Genomic DNA, 14271 nt, shown 5'->3' with positions numbered 1-14271 from the left:
TCCCATTCGATAAGAAACCCCCGGCGAGGGGTGAGCGTCTGCCGGTGGCAGACAAGCTGCGAACCGACCGAGGCGAAGCCGAGACTCTTACGAGAAATGTCCCACTGGGACATTTCTCTATCTTCCTGCGCTTTTGCAGGTGTTTTTAAGGTCAAGGGCAAGACCTTGGGGACTCTGACCTCTGCTTAAGGGACTTTTCGAGAAAAGTCCCTTCGACTTCATCAAAGATGAAGTCGGAATCTTCAAAAGCTTTTGATTGGCTTGTTTCTTGGGTTTATACTCCAAATACCACCGCCGCTAGGCCCAGAACCCCGCCCAGCAGGGCGATGCCTCCAAATACCAGACAGATCTTGACCTCGCTCCACCCGCACATCTCAAAGTGGTGGTGTATGGGCGACATCTTGAACAGCCGCTTGCCATGGGTCCTCTTGAAGTACGCCACCTGCAGCACCACCGACAAAATCTCCGCCCAGTAAATCACCCCCAGGGGCAGCAGCAGAATGGGCATATCCAGCCCAAAGGCCAGCGCCCCTGCCATGCCCCCTAAAAACAGCGAGCCCGTGTCCCCCATAAACACCTTCGCCGGGTGAAAATTCCACAGCAGAAAGCCCACGCAGGCCGCGGCCGCGGCTACCGCCATGGCGGTCATCCCGGTCATGGAGAGCGCCCCCGCGCACAGGGCCAAAATCATAAACACGAAAAAGCTCACCGTGGCGTCCAGGCCGTCCACGCCGTCGGTAAAGTTCACCGCGTTGGTCAGCCCCACCAGCAAAATGGCCGCCAGAGGATAATAGAGCAGCCCCAAATCCACCCGGCCCACAAAGGGAATCAGCGTCGCCGTGTCCTCCCCTGCCAGATACAGGCTCAGCAGGTAGGCCCCCGCCGCCAGAAACTGGAGAACCAGCTTCTGCTTCTCTGTCAGGCCCAGGTTGCGCTTTTTCGCCACGCCGATGTAGTCGTCCATAAAGCCGATGGCCCCATAGCCCACGGCCATGGCCAGGCCCCCGAACAGCCGCACGGTCATCAAAGGGGTCTCGGCCCCGGCCTGGTGGTAGAACACCGGCATACAGCCGCACACCGCCAACACCACGCCCGCAATGAACATCAGCCCCCCCATGGTGGGGGTGCCCTCCTTTTTCTTGTGCCAGCTGGGGCCAATCTCCCGAATGGTCTGGCCAAACTTCAGCCGGTGCAGAAAGGGGATCATCCACCAGCCCAGCAGGGCCGTGGCCCCAAACCCCACCAGCGCCGCCGACAGATACAGAATGTTGTTCATTTACGCTCTCTCCTCTTTGCTTCTCTTTTCTTTTTTCCCTCAACAGCCCGGCTCCCCGCCAGGGTCAGTCAGACTGTTCCACGGCCCGACGCGGTGCGCAGCGGCCAAAACCGGGCGCGCGCCCCGCCCGGTCTCCGCAGCCCCGGCCCAAGACATGCCGCCCGGAAACGCCCGAGCCAAGCCGGGGTACGCTCCCACAAGCTAAGTATAGGGCTTTCGGAACCGCTTTTTGCCAGCTTACAGCCGAAAATTTTCTGAACCGCTTGCAGCTCCTGTGTTCCCAGCGTACTGCAAAAACCTTCCACCCAGAGCACGGCAAAATATCTGCCGGCCTTTCGGGACGGAGATGCACCCCGCCCAGTCTCTACAGCCCGTGCCCAAGACATGCCGCCCGGCAACGCCCGAGCCAAGCCGGAATACGCTTCCACAAGCTAAGTATAGGGCTTTCGGAACCGCTTTTTGCCAGCTTGCAGCCGAAAATTTTCTGAACCGCTTGCAGCTCCTGTGTTCCCAGCGTACTGCAAGAACCTTCCACCCAGAGCACGGCAAAATATCCGCCGCCTGCGGGGAGGGGGATGGAAACGCCCCCCTAGTTGATGTGCACATAGGTCTCGGTGTTCAGCTCCTCCGCAAAGGTCAGGGTGATCACCGTGCCCTTTTTCACCTTGTCGCCGGCAGGGGTGGCCTGCATCATCACCACCGTGCCCTCGTCCCGGCTGCCGTTCACGCTGATTTGCAGCCCGCACTCCGCCGCCAGGTAGCTGGCGTTCACCAGGCCCGAGCCGGAGAAGTCCGGCACCTCCACCAGGGCGTCGTCCATGTCATAGCCAGAGGTGTAAAGCACCACCATGCCGTCCTTGGGCACCGTGGACCCGCTCTCGGGAATCTGCTCCACCACCACATTGTCCCAGTCGCTCTCGTCGCCCACAATGTTGTATTTCAGCCCCTGCTCCTGCAAAGCGGCCTGGGCGTCGGTAATGCTCAGCCCCACCACCTTGGGGGACACGGTGTACATCTCGTTGTACTCGTCGTCGCTGTACTCCACCTCTACCCCCAGATAGGGGAGGATCTCCTGCATCATGGCCGAGAAGATGGGCCCGGCCACTGCGTTGCCGCCGGTAAAGCCCCCGTTCTCATCCCCGTCCGGCTCGTCAAAAAACACCAGCAGGGCATATTTCGGGTCCTCCGCCGGGGCAAAGCCGCAGTAAGAGGCAATGTAGGTCATCTGGGCGCTGGGGTCCTTTGCCAGGTCCTCGTTGTGCTTTGCCACCTTCTCTGAGGTGCCGGTTTTGCCGCAGATACGGTAGCCGGCCACATAGCCCCCCCGGGCTGTGCCCGAGGCCGCGTTCTGCTTAAGAATATCCGTCACCGTGCGGGAGGTGCTCTCAGAGATGACCTGCCGCCGGTAGCTGGTGTCCGCTGTTTTGACAATGTTGCCGCTGTTGTCCACAATCCGGTCTACCACATGGGGGCGCACCAGATAGCCCCCGTTGGCCACCGACGCGCAGGCGGTGATCATCTGGATGGGAGTGATGCTGAAGTTCTGCCCAAAGGACTCCACCATCAGGTCCGCAAAGCTCATGTCCGCCTCGTCGTGGTAAAGGCTGCCGGACTCGCCGGGCAGGTCGATGCCGGTTTTGCTGGTAAAGCCAAAGGACTCCCGGTATTTACAGAAGGTGGGCACGGTCAGCAGCTCGCCGATGTGCATGAACCAGGGGTTGCAGGAGTTGCACAGCCCCTCCCGGAAGGTCTCGGACCCGTGGCCCGAGGTCTTCCAGCAGTGGATGGGGTCGTCCATGCCCTCCACCCGGAACCCGCCGCTGCAGGTAAACTGGCTCTCCTCGGTGATGGCCCCCTCCTCCAGGCCCATGGAGCCCACGCACATTTTGTAGACGCTGCCCGGGTAATAGGTGTCGGACACTGCCTTGTTCCGCCACTGGGTGGACTGGGCCAGCCTCTCCGCCTCGTCCCGCTCCTCCCCCTCGGGCAGGGCCTCAATCTTGGCCAGCAGGTTTTTGTCCAGAATGGTAAGGTAGTCGTTGGGGTCGTAGGTGGGCTGAACCGCCAGGCCTATAATCCCCCCGGTGTTCACGTCCATCATCACCGCCACCGCGCCGTTTTTCACCTTGAACTTCTCAATGCCCTCCGCCAGATACTTCTCCATAATGCTCTGCACAGTCTCGTCAATGGTGAGCACCAGGTTGTAGCCGTCCTCGGGCTCCACCACCTGCTCATACTCAAAGGGCATGTCGGTGCCAAAACCGTTTTTCGCCGCCACCAGCCGGCCCGCGCTGCCAGAGAGCTCGCTCTCATAGTAGACCTCCAGCCCCTCCAGGCCCTGGTTGTCGCTGCCGGTAAAGCCCAGCACATTAGAGGCCACGGTGCCGTAGGGGTAATAGCGCTTATAGTCGTCAATCAGGCGGATGCCGTTGCCGATTCCGTTCTCCTCCTTGAACCGGTTGATCTCGTCCCGCACATCCGTCTCAATCTTCCGCTTAATCACCGTGTAATAGGAGGACCGGTCTCCGGTCTCCTGATAAAGCTCCTCCTCGTCCAGCCCCAAAATGCGGGACAGCCCCACCGCCACGGTGCGCCGCAGGGCCTCGTTCTCCGCCAGATAAGCCGGTTCCAGCACCACGGTCCACACGCTGGCGCTTTGGGCCAGCACCTTAGTGCCCGTGGCGTCGTAAATGCTGCCCCGCATGGCGGGCAAGGCGGTGCTGCGCAGGCTCTGCTCCAAGGCTTTGGCGCTGAGCTCCTCGCCCCGCACCACCTGCCAGTGGAACAGACTGGCCGCCGCCGCCCCAAAGCCCACAAAAACCAAGGCCGCTGTCAGCCCCATGGCCTTTTTTCTTATTTTTTCGGCTGTGCCTTTTGCCATAGCGTTCTCCTTCCAGAATCTGTTTTTCAGCCCCTCAGCCGCCCTCTTTCCACAGCTTCTGCCGACGGGAGAGCCAAAGCGGTCTTGGCTCTCCCGTAAATCACTCCGTTCTATTGTTATTCCGGCCTGCCCCGGCTTATGCCCCGGGCTCCGCCGAAGACTGCCGCCGCTACCGGGCCAGCCAGCCCCGCAGGGTCTCCAGCAGCTTGTCCAGCCAAGAGGCCTCCGCAATCTCCTGCACCACGGTGCCCTTGTCCTGCCGGGCCACATGCATATACACCACCTGCGACCCGGCCAGCTTGCCCATGCCCAGCTGCTGCACCGCGTAGTCCTCCACCTGGGCGTCGGACATGCGCTGTGCGGCCTGCATGTTCAGCTGGATTTCCAGGCTCTGGGCCTCGGAAAGATCCCCCTGCATTTCGTTCATTTTCTCGGTCAGCTCGGTCAGCTGCACCTCGCTGTATACCGCGGTAATGCCTGTGAGAAACAGCAGCGAAAAGCACAGGGCCCCCGCTATGCGCTTGAAGGGGCTGTGTTTGGGCTGCTTTTTGGGCTCCCCTTGGGGCTGCCGCTCGGGCAGCTCCACCACTTTGTCTCGCCGCTGGGGCTGTTCCTCTATCTGGGGGTCCAGCACCGGGGCGGCGTTGCGCTCCTCGAACAAGGAAAAATCATATGCTTCCGACTGATATGCCATGTGTGTCCTCCCGCCGGCCCGATTGGCCGGTTGTTCCTGTCCCAAATTATGCCATGCTGATTTTGTCGGCCTGTCGATTATGTCGGCTTATTATGTCAACCATGATAGAATAATCGTCATCCCTGCCTTCTGTCAATCCCCCCCTCCTCCCGGGTCCGGGGGGTCCTTGCTCTATCTAAAACCTCTATGCCTTCTCGAACACCCTGAGCCGGGCGCTGCGGGCCCGGGGGTTTTCGTTGACTTCCTCCGGAGTGGGGGCCAGTCCCCTTTTGTACACCAGCCTGCCCTGGGGCAGCTTTCCGCACACGCACACCGGAAAATCCTTGGGGCAGGTGCAGCCCTGACACCACTGGGCCATGCGCCGCTTGACCATCCGGTCCTCTAAGGAGTGGAAGGTGATGACTGCCAGCCGCCCCTGGGGCTTCAGCAGCCCAAAGGCCCCGTCCAGGCCCTCCGAGAGCCGGTCCAGCTCCCTGTTTACCGCAATGCGCAATGCCTGAAAGGTTTTGCGGGCCGGGTGGCCCTCCGCCCTTCGCACTGCCGCGGGCACCGAGCTTTTAACAATCTCCGCCAGCTGAAGGGTGGTCTCAACAGGAGCCGCCTCTCTGGCCCGGCAGATGCCCTGGGCAATGCGCCCGGCGTTTTTCTCCTCCCCATACCGCCAGAGAATCTCTGTCAGCTCTGCTTTGGTGAGGCAGTTCACCAGCTCCGCCGCCGTGGGGCCCTGCTGGCTCATGCGCATGTCCAGGGGCGCGTCATGGTGGTAAGAGAAGCCCCGGGCCTGGTCGTCCAGCTGGTGGGAGGATACGCCGATATCCAGCAGCACCCCGTCCGCCGCCTCTATGCCCGCTGCCTGGGCCAGCTCCTTCATCTGGCTGAAGTTGCCCTGGGCCAGGGTGTGGTTGGCAAAGCCGGCCAGCCGGCGGCCCGCCGCCTCTAAGGCGTCCGGGTCCTGGTCAATGCCCAGCAGCCGGCCTGTGCCGGCCAAACGCTCTAAAATACCCTGAGAGTGGCCGCCCCCGCCCACGGTGCCGTCAATATAAACGCACCCGGGCCGGATGTTCAGCCCCTGCATGGTCTCGCAAAACAGCACCGGCTTATGTTGAAATTCCATAGGCCCCTCCTATGTCAGAAGGCCATCAGGTTCATGGACTCCTCAATGTTCTCGCTGGTCTGACTGTCGTTATAGGCCTTCCACCGGGCGGTGTCCCAAATCTCCGCCCGCACGGCCGCGCCAATCACGGTCACATCCTTTTCCAGCCCCGCGTGGTCCCGCAGGTTTTGAGGGATGAGGATGCGCCCCTGCTTGTCCGGCTCCACCTCGGCTGCGCCGGAAAAGAAATAGCGCTGAATGCCCCGCCCCTGGGCCAGGGGCATGGCGGAGACCTTTTCTACCAGCTTCTCCCACTGGGTGTTGGAGAGTACGAACAGACAGCCGTCCAGGCCCTTGCACACATAGAAGCGGTCTCCCAGGTCCTCGCGGAATCTGGAAGGCACGGTCACCCGACCCTTGGGGTCCATGTTGTGCTGGTACTCTCCTGTCAGCATGTGCCTGTTCCTTTCCGCGGCTGCTCCGGCGATTCCCCACCGGCTCCGCACTTCTCACCGCCAAGCTGCACATTTACCCACTTTGTGCCACCCAGTAACACTATTATAGCCCAAACCGCCCCCAAAAGCAACCTCAAAATCTCAGAGGCCCCGCCCGTCTTCGGGCTCGAAGGGTTGTTCGAGGCTATTTGATGGGAACAAAAATTCCCACCACAATATCTTGTGATGGGAAAGACAACCGCCATTTTCATTTGTTATTGTTACACAAAATCTCAGTCCTAGATTTGTGAATTTCTCTGAGAGGCCTTGATATTCTGCCTGGTCTTGCGCAATTCCGTCAGGCTCTCGGAAAGGGACTCGTCTGTGCGGCGCATCAGGTCGTCCACATAGTCGTTGCTGGCCTTGCGCATCTCCTTGAACTTGGCCTGGGCCTGGGCGAGTATCTCATTGGCCCGGGCCTGGGCCTGGCGCACCACCTCCTCCTGAGAGACCAGGGCCTTGCCCCGCTCCTCGGCGGCATGGACAATGGACTCCGCCTCGCGCCTGGCCTCGGCCAGAATCTGCCCGTGGTCGGCCACAATGGCCTTGGCCTGGCCGATCTCCTTGGGGAACACGTCCCGGATATCGTCCAGAATGGCCCGAATCTCCTCGCTGTCTACCAGCACCTTGCCGGAGGACAGAGGCATCTTCCAGCCCTTGTCCAGCACGTCGTACATCTCGTCGATCAGGTCTTCGATGGTTGCTTGATTATTGCTCATACTAACCCGTTCCTTTCCCATACTCTTCCATGACTGAGCTGTCCCCTGGCAGAGGGGGGCTTTGTGGCTGAAATTCTATGACTGCCGCCTTTGTTTGACTGCAACGCAGGCGGGGGTTTTACTGGCTTCTTTATTTATATTATGGGTATATTGTGGGGGTGGCCTTTGGCGGGCGATTGGCCCGTTTAGAGATACCGCACACTGCGTTTGGCGTGGGTTCTACCGTCGGGGGCTCTTTCTTCGCAAGCTTCGCTTGCTCAGGCGGCCCCCGAGGGCAGCGGCAGCGTCCCACCCCGCCCACCCCCGACGTTTAGGGCTTTAAGGGCTTTGTCGAATGTCCGCTAAAGCGGCCATTCGATAGGGAACCCCTTACGGTGGTTCCCTACGGAAAACGTCCCACTGGGACGTTTTCCTACCCTCCTGCGTTTTGGTTAGGATTTTAAGGTCAAGGTCGCCTCCGGCGGCTTAAGAAACTTTCTGAAGAAAGTTTCTTAAGAATCTTCAAAGACTTTTTATTCGCGCACCCACCGTGTGGGGACAAATAACTTTCCGGCCCGCGATGTCGGCTCTGCCACCCATGTCACCCGCAACCGCCCTAAAAAAAGCCCCGCTGATCAGCAGCCACCCCCAAAAAAAGCCTGCTGGTTTAAACAACCCCCAAACCGCGACTACGCACCTCACTACCCCCTCCCAGTAGCGTTGGCGTGCCAACGCGCCCCGCGAACTGGGTCCAGCGTCACGCTGGGCGTCACGCTGGGCAGAGGCGGGATTGGATTTGAGCTAAGAGGCACTCTGGTACAAAATGGGAGATGTCTCCCCCAAAGCCCGCCACCTGCTTCACCATGCTGGAGCTTAAAAACATATACTCCGCGTTGGTGGAGAGAAACATGGTCTCTAGCTGAGGGTTCAGCTTTTTGTTGGTCAGCGCCTGCTGGAATTCATACTCAAAGTCCGTCAACGCCCGCAGGCCCTTTACCACCACCACCGCGCCCTTCCGCCGGGCATAGTCCGCCAGTAAACCCTCTACCCGGTCTACCTCTACGTTGCCAATGCCCTCCGCCGCGCATACCGCGCGCAGCATGTCCATGCGCTCCTCCACCGAGAAGCTGTAACGCTTGTCCGGGTTCACCGGCACCGCCACAATAATCCTGTCAAAAATCTTCCCCGCCCGGCTGATAATATCCAAATGCCCCAAGGTCACCGGGTCAAAGCTGCCGGGGCAGATGGCTGTTTTCATGTGCTGCGTCATTCTTCCGCTCCTTCAGCTGTCTCCTTCGCCCGGTAGACCGTGAGGGCCGTTCTGCCGTAGCGGTGGGTCTTTTTCAGGGCAAAGCCCCCCGCCTCCTTTGGAGGCGTCTCCTTGCTGCCGTGCTCGCAGACAATCACCCCGCCCGGGGCCATCACCCCCGCGGCCAGCTCTAAGGCCTGACCCAGCAGCCCCGCCTCATAGGGCGGGTCGAGAAAGGCCACGTCAAACCGGCCCCGCTCCCCCCGCAAATAGCTGGCAAAGTCCGACTGCGCCACCCGGGCCTGCCCGGCAAAGCCTGCGGCCTCCACATTCTTCTGTATCACCCGCACCGAGTCCCGGCTGCTGTCTACCAGCACAGCCTCCCGGGCCCCCCGGCTCAGGGCCTCCAGGCCAATCTGCCCCGACCCCGCGAACAGGTCCAGAAACCTGCGCCCCTCAATGCCGAATTGCAGGATGTTGAACAGGGCCTCTTTTACCATGTTGGTGGTGGGGCGCACCTGCTCGCCCTCCAGGGCCAGCAGCTTTTTCCCCCGCTTCGTTCCGGTTATGATTCGCATTCCTTCACCTCAACCGCTGATTCAAACGAACACTACCGGTTATTATCCCATTTTTCCCGGGATATGTCAACCTTTCGGAGAAATTTTCCCGTAATTCCGGGGATTTTTCCACACCTGTCCCACAGAAAGCCACAGAACCCCGGCTCTTTCGCCAGCCAGAGCCCCGCCGGCCCCTGCCAACGCCGCCCCAGCCCCCACAAGTCTGAACCGCTCTCCTGGTCGTTCGACGCCCCCGGAGGCCGGGCAATCATTCATTTTCCCCGCGGCACGCAGCTCTCCCCCTGTCGACCTGCCAAACAGACAGCCCCCCTCCTGGCTCCCTTACCCGTGGGCGGTCACGCTGTCTACCTGCGGCCTCTGTTTTGTGTTACGGGGCTTCCTCTGGCTGCGGCTGGGCTTCCTCACTGTAAAAAGTACCGGCATACCCTTGCCCCCGGGAGCGACAGCGGGGCAACCGTTTGCTTTCTGTGCGGCACGCAGCTCCCCCCTGTCGACCTGCCAAACAGACAGCCCCCTCCCGGCTTCCTTGCCTGTGGGCGGTCACGCTGTCTTCTGTGGCCCCCGTTTGTGTTATGGGGCTTCCTCTGGCTGCGGCTGGGCTTCCTCACCGTGAAAGTGCCGGTACACCTTTGCCGCTGCGGGCTTGGTCATGCCGGGGGCTGCGGCCAGCTCCTCTTCGGTGGCCTCTCCCACTGCCCCCACGGTGCGGAAATGCTTCAGCAGCGCCTTGGCCCGGGCAGGCCCCACCCCTTCGATGGACAGCAGCGTGCTGGAAACAGCGGACTTCTTCCGCTGCTGCCGGTGGTAGCCTATGGCGAACCGGTGCACCTCGTCCTGAATGGTGGACAGCAGCGTGAACGCCCGCCGGGTGGAGGTGATGGCGATTTCTCCCCCGGTTCGGGCAATGGCCCGGGTGCGGTGCTTGTCGTCCTTCACCAGGCCGTACAGGGGGACGTTGACGCCCATCTCCTCCAGCACCGGCTGCACAGCCGCCACATGGCCCTTGCCGCCGTCCAGCAGAATCAGGTCGGGCAGACGGCCAAAGCCTGCGCCGTCCCCCTGGGCCTGGTGGGCCCGGTACTCCCCCAGCCGCCGGCGGATGACCTCCCGCATGGAGCCGTAGTCGTCCTGCCCCTCCACGGTCTTGATTTTAAACCGGCGGTACGCGGCCTTCAGGGGCCGGCCGTTCTCAAACACCACCATGCCCGCCACGTTCTCGCCCCCCTGCAGGTTAGAGATGTCGTAGCACTCGATATAGGCCGGGGTCTTTTCCAGGCCCAGCAGCCGGCGCAGCTCGTCCAGGGCGGAGGCGTCACGGCCGGCGAGGCCGCTGCGCTGGGCCAGGGTCTCGGCGGCGTTGGAGCGGCACATCTCCACCAGCTGCCGCTGACTGCCCTTTTGGGGCACGTTGAGCCGGACTGTCCGGCCCCGCTTTTCACTGAGCCACTGAGCCACCAGCTCCTGGTCCTCCACAGGCCCGTCCAGGGTGACCACCGGGGGAATCCTGTCGCGGATGGCGTAATACTGGCGCAAAAACTCCGAGCGGCTCTCCCCGTCCGGCTGACAGCCCTCGGTGACAAAGCTCTCTCGGTCGCTGAGCTTGCCGCCGGTAAAGCGGAACACCTCAAAGGCCGTGCTCTGCTCCCCCTGGGCCAGGGCGAACACATCCTGCTCCTCCACCCGGCTGGCCACCACCTTCTGCCGCTCCTTCAGCTTGTTGATGGCGTTAATCCGGTCCCGCAGCCGGGCGGCCAGCTCAAAGTCCAGGTCCTCGGCAGCCTGCTCCATGCGCCGGGTCAGCTCCCGCACCGAGGTGCCGCTGCCCCCCTTGATGAAGTCCATGGCCTGCTGGAAGGCCTCCTGATAGTCCTTCAGGCTCACCCGGCCCCGGCAGGGGGCGCAGCACTGGTCAATATAAAAATTCAGGCAGGGCCGGGCCTTGCCAAAGTCCTGGGGGAATTTCCGGTTGCAGTCTGGCAGGCGGAAGATTTTTCGGGCCGCGTCCACGGTCTCACGGATGGACCAGAAGCTCAGGTAGGGGCCGATGTACTTGGCTCCGTCCTCCTCCTTTTGCAGCACCGCCGTCACCCGGGGCCACTCGCCGCCGCTGACCCGAATGTAGCAGTAGCCCTTGTCGTCCTTGAGAAGAATGTTATACTTGGGCTGGTGCTGCTTGATGAGGCTGCTCTCCAAAACCAGGGCCTCAAACTCGCTGTCTGTGAGAATGTACTCGAACCAGTCTACATTCGAGGTCATTTTGCGGACCTTGGCGTCGTGGTTCTTCTCTGAGCCGAAATACTGGCTGACCCGGTTCTTCAGGGCCTTGGCCTTGCCAATATATATGATTTCTCCTGTGCTGTCGTGCATAATATAGACCCCTGGGGTCAGGGGCAGCTGCATGGCTTTTTTTCGCAGCTCCTTGCGTTTTTCCTCCTGGCCGTCCATAGGCGCACCTCCATGCGGCATGTGTTTTTTGACTGGGAGACGGATGATGTTTTTGTGGCTGGGCTGACTGGCGGCTTTCGTCAGGTGGTTGGGGGCGTTATGGGGCGGCGACCTTTGGCGGGCAATTGGCCCGTGTAGAGATCCCGCACACGGCGCTTTGCGTGGGTGGCGGTTCGGTGGCTCTTTCTTCGCAAGCTTCGCTTGCTCAGGCGGCCACCGAGGGCAGCGGCAGCGTCCCACCCCGCCCGCCCCCGACGCTTAGGGATTAAGGGCTTTGTCGAATGTCCGCTTCGCGGCCATTCGATAAGAAACCCCCGGCGAGGGGTGAGCGTCTGCCGGTGGCAGACAAGCTGCGAACCGACCGAGGCGAAGCCGAGACCCCCTACCCTCCTGCGTTTTTGGGGTGTTTAAGGTCAAGAGCAAGGTCGCCTCCGGCGGCTTAAGAAACTTTCTGTAGAAAGTTTCTTAAGAATCTTCAAAGACTTTTTAGTCGCGCACCCACCTCGTGGGGACAGGCAACTTTCCGGCCCGCGATGCCGGCTCTGCCACCCATGTCACCCATGCCACCCGCAACCGCCCTAAAAAAGCCCCGCTGATTAGCAGCCACCCCCAAACCGCGACCATCAACCCAGCTGTTCGCACCCCAGTAGGGCTGGCGTGCCAGCCCGCTTCGCGAATTGGGTCCAGCGTCACGCTGGGCGTCACGCTGGGGGAAAGGAAAAGGCATCGCTAGGGGTGCGATGCCATTCATACTCTTTTCTTGAGATTTACTCCGCAAAGCCGGAGTTGACCAGCGCCACCAGCGCGTCCACCGCCTGCTGCTCGTCAGAACCGTCCGCAATAATGCGAATGGTCACCCCGCCTACAATGCCCAGGCTCAGCACGCCCAGCAGACTCTTGGCGTTAACCCTGCGCTCCTCCTTCTCCACCCAGATAGAGGACTTGAACTCGTTGGCCTTCTGAATAAAGAACGTTGCCGGACGGGCGTGAAGACCAACCTGATTCTGAACCAAAACTTCTTTTGCGCACATGTACATTCACTCTCCTACAGAATTTTTGAAATCGATGCTTGGGTTTTCGATGAACTTTCGGACTCCTTACGAAAGACTTCAAGAACCTTGGGAAAATAAGATGTTCATACCATATGCAGGCAGCCACCTGGTTCTCCCTGGGCGCGGAGCAAATGCCTCGCCTCTATGGCTTTCTAGGCTTAATTATATCACATTTCCCGCCGCCGTCAACAAGTGGAATTAAATTTCGTGCCTATGAACATAGTATAAATTTTTTCAATAAAGCAATTTGTGCACCCTGCCCAGCACGGTGGAAAGTTTTTGTCATTCTTTCAACACCACTTCTGTTTTACACACAATATATAAAACAAACGAGATTTTATATACAACATGCCGTCAATCACAGGAATCCTCGCCCGCAAACTTCACAAAAAGGTCGGGCCGGTTTTGGCGGGTCACGGCCAAGGCCTCCTGCTTTTTCCAGGCCGCAATCCTCTCGTGGTGGCCGCTGAGCAGCACCGGCGGCGCAGCCCGGCCCCGCCACACCTCCGGCCGGGTGTACTGGGGGTGCTCCAGCAGACCGGAAAAATGGCTCTCCTCCTGAAAACAGCTCTCGTCCGACAACACCCCCGGCAGCATACGGCTCACCGCGTCCGTGAGAATCATGGCCGGCAGCTCTCCCCCTGTCAGCACATAGTCCCCGATGGAGAGCTCCTCAGCCCCGTACTCGTCCAGCAGCCGCTGGTCTACCCCCTCGTAATGGCCGCACAGCAAAACCAGCCCCGGCAGAGCCGCCAGGTCCCGGGCCCGGGCCTGATTCAGCACCCGCCCCCGGGGAGACAGGTATATCACATGGGGCAGAGCCCCCAGGTGCCCGGCCAGGGCGTCCAGGCCCCGGGCAAAGGGCTCCGCCATCAGCAGCATCCCCTTGCCCCCTCCAAACACCCTGTCGTCCACCCGCCCCCGCCGGTCCGGAGAAAAATCCCGCAGCTGGTGGCAGCACACCTGCAAAAGCCCCCGCCGCCGGGCCCGGCCCACAATGCTGCTGCCCAGCGCCGGGGCAAACAGCTCAGGAAACAGGGTGAAAATGTCAATGCGCATCAGGCTTCCTCCCCGTCCCCGTCAAAAATGCCGGGAATGGGCAGCAGCTCGATCACCCCGGCCTCTATGTCGGTGCGCTTGATCATATGGGCCACTGCCGGAAAAAGATACTCCTTCTCCCCCTGCTTAATGCGGTAGACGTTGTTGGCCGGGGTGTTGACGACCTCCTCCAACACCCCATACTCCTCCCCGGTTTGGCCGTCCACAGCCCGCAGGCCGATCAGGTCCTGCAAAAAGAAGCGGCCCTCCTCCAGCCGCACCCCGTCCCGGTTCAGGTACAGCACCCGGCCCCGCAGAGCGTCCCCCTGCTCCACCGTGTCCACCCCCCGCAGACGGATGAGCAGCCGCCCCTTGTGGGGCCGGGAGCCCAGCAGCCCCGCCGGACGCTGGCCCTGGGGGTCAAAATAGAACTCCTTTACCCCCAGCAGAAATTCCGGCGAGTCGGCCCAGGGCTCCAGGCAGAGCTCGCCCCGCACCCCGTGGGTGCGCACGATTTTTCCCGCCTCCAAAAACTGCTTTTTCATGGTACAACCCCCTTAATACAGGCAAAAGGGGCTTCGCGGCCTTGCCCGCACTGCCCCTTTTTGCTTATTGGCTTCAAGATCAGTCGATCTCCACCATGATCTTTTTGTCGTTGCGGCTGGCCGCAGCCCGCATAACCACGCGGATGGCCTTGGCAATGCGTCCCTGCTTGCCAATCACCCGGCCCATGTCGTCCTCGGCCACATGAAGATGGAAAACAGTCATACCGT

Annotated in this window: 13 protein-coding genes; all 13 read right to left on the bottom strand. The window is 61.0% G+C overall.

Annotated elements, in window-relative coordinates; genetic code table 11:
- Positions 1–274 precede the first annotated feature (274 nt).
- Positions 275–1276: a phospho-N-acetylmuramoyl-pentapeptide-transferase gene (gene mraY / locus ACTO5E_RS07355; protein ID WP_482302762.1), complete on the bottom strand. Its 1002-nt coding sequence runs from the start codon at positions 1274–1276 to the stop codon at positions 275–277.
- Between the two features lie 589 nt (positions 1277–1865).
- Complete coding sequence (locus ACTO5E_RS07350) at positions 1866–4157, bottom strand: penicillin-binding transpeptidase domain-containing protein (RefSeq protein WP_482302761.1); 2292 nt, start codon at positions 4155–4157, stop codon at positions 1866–1868.
- A gap of 169 nt (positions 4158–4326) precedes the next feature.
- Entirely contained in the window at positions 4327–4851 is a 525-nt protein-coding gene (locus ACTO5E_RS07345; RefSeq protein ID WP_482302760.1) for a hypothetical protein, read from the bottom strand.
- Between the two features lie 184 nt (positions 4852–5035).
- Positions 5036–5965 carry a 16S rRNA (cytosine(1402)-N(4))-methyltransferase RsmH gene (gene rsmH, locus ACTO5E_RS07340; RefSeq protein ID WP_482302759.1) on the bottom strand — a complete coding sequence of 310 codons (930 nt, stop codon included), beginning with the start codon at positions 5963–5965 and terminating at the stop codon, positions 5036–5038.
- A 14-nt stretch (positions 5966–5979) separates the two neighbouring features.
- Positions 5980–6399 carry a division/cell wall cluster transcriptional repressor MraZ gene (gene mraZ, locus ACTO5E_RS07335; protein ID WP_482302758.1) on the bottom strand — a complete coding sequence of 140 codons (420 nt, stop codon included), beginning with the start codon at positions 6397–6399 and terminating at the stop codon, positions 5980–5982.
- A gap of 278 nt (positions 6400–6677) precedes the next feature.
- Positions 6678–7157 (bottom strand): F0F1 ATP synthase subunit B family protein, encoded by a 480-nt coding sequence (locus ACTO5E_RS07330; protein WP_482302757.1) that lies wholly within the window; start codon positions 7155–7157, stop codon positions 6678–6680.
- Positions 7158–7905: 748 nt separating this feature from the next.
- On the bottom strand, positions 7906–8394 hold the full coding sequence (coaD, locus tag ACTO5E_RS07325) for a pantetheine-phosphate adenylyltransferase (protein ID WP_482302764.1): 489 nt from the start codon (positions 8392–8394) through the stop codon (positions 7906–7908).
- Positions 8395–8402: 8 nt separating this feature from the next.
- The gene (gene rsmD / locus ACTO5E_RS07320) at positions 8403–8963 is read right to left on the bottom strand and encodes a 16S rRNA (guanine(966)-N(2))-methyltransferase RsmD (protein WP_482302756.1); all 561 of its coding nucleotides are present in this window, start codon (positions 8961–8963) and stop codon (positions 8403–8405) included.
- A 570-nt stretch (positions 8964–9533) separates the two neighbouring features.
- Positions 9534–11408 (bottom strand): excinuclease ABC subunit UvrC, encoded by a 1875-nt coding sequence (gene uvrC / locus ACTO5E_RS07315; protein WP_482302755.1) that lies wholly within the window; start codon positions 11406–11408, stop codon positions 9534–9536.
- Positions 11409–12175: 767 nt separating this feature from the next.
- Positions 12176–12439 (bottom strand): HPr family phosphocarrier protein, encoded by a 264-nt coding sequence (locus ACTO5E_RS07310; protein WP_322170008.1) that lies wholly within the window; start codon positions 12437–12439, stop codon positions 12176–12178.
- A 375-nt stretch (positions 12440–12814) separates the two neighbouring features.
- Complete coding sequence (gene trmD, locus ACTO5E_RS07305) at positions 12815–13519, bottom strand: tRNA (guanosine(37)-N1)-methyltransferase TrmD (protein ID WP_482302754.1); 705 nt, start codon at positions 13517–13519, stop codon at positions 12815–12817.
- Positions 13519–14043 carry a ribosome maturation factor RimM gene (gene rimM / locus ACTO5E_RS07300; protein ID WP_482302753.1) on the bottom strand — a complete coding sequence of 175 codons (525 nt, stop codon included), beginning with the start codon at positions 14041–14043 and terminating at the stop codon, positions 13519–13521. The genes trmD and rimM overlap by 1 nt, the downstream gene beginning before the upstream one ends.
- A 79-nt stretch (positions 14044–14122) precedes the next feature.
- Positions 14123–14271: KH domain-containing protein (locus tag ACTO5E_RS07295; protein ID WP_482302763.1), on the bottom strand; the 149-nt coding region annotated here is incomplete at its 5' end.

It is taken from the genome of Acutalibacter sp., assembly GCF_056800975.1.
Note: the sequence above shows the minus strand (reverse complement) of the source record. Positions and strands in the feature narration are given on the sequence as shown.

Bases quoted from the DNA above. Each gene is read 5' to 3' on its own strand.
- mraZ (WP_482302758.1), bottom strand. From the start codon at position 6,399: ATGCTGACAGGAGAGTACCAGCACAACATGGACCCCAAGGGTCGGGTG.
- trmD (WP_482302754.1), bottom strand. From the start codon at position 13,519: ATGCGCATTGACATTTTCACCCTGTTTCCTGAGCTGTTTGCCCCGGCG.
- ACTO5E_RS07310 (WP_322170008.1), bottom strand. From the start codon at position 12,439: ATGTGCGCAAAAGAAGTTTTGGTTCAGAATCAGGTTGGTCTTCACGCC.
- rsmH (WP_482302759.1), bottom strand. From the start codon at position 5,965: ATGGAATTTCAACATAAGCCGGTGCTGTTTTGCGAGACCATGCAGGGG.
- ACTO5E_RS07330 (WP_482302757.1), bottom strand. From the start codon at position 7,157: ATGAGCAATAATCAAGCAACCATCGAAGACCTGATCGACGAGATGTAC.
- uvrC (WP_482302755.1), bottom strand. From the start codon at position 11,408: ATGGACGGCCAGGAGGAAAAACGCAAGGAGCTGCGAAAAAAAGCCATG.
- rimM (WP_482302753.1), bottom strand. From the start codon at position 14,043: ATGAAAAAGCAGTTTTTGGAGGCGGGAAAAATCGTGCGCACCCACGGG.
- coaD (WP_482302764.1), bottom strand. From the start codon at position 8,394: ATGAAAACAGCCATCTGCCCCGGCAGCTTTGACCCGGTGACCTTGGGG.
- mraY (WP_482302762.1), bottom strand. From the start codon at position 1,276: ATGAACAACATTCTGTATCTGTCGGCGGCGCTGGTGGGGTTTGGGGCC.
- ACTO5E_RS07345 (WP_482302760.1), bottom strand. From the start codon at position 4,851: ATGGCATATCAGTCGGAAGCATATGATTTTTCCTTGTTCGAGGAGCGC.
- rsmD (WP_482302756.1), bottom strand. From the start codon at position 8,963: ATGCGAATCATAACCGGAACGAAGCGGGGGAAAAAGCTGCTGGCCCTG.
- ACTO5E_RS07350 (WP_482302761.1), bottom strand. From the start codon at position 4,157: ATGGCAAAAGGCACAGCCGAAAAAATAAGAAAAAAGGCCATGGGGCTG.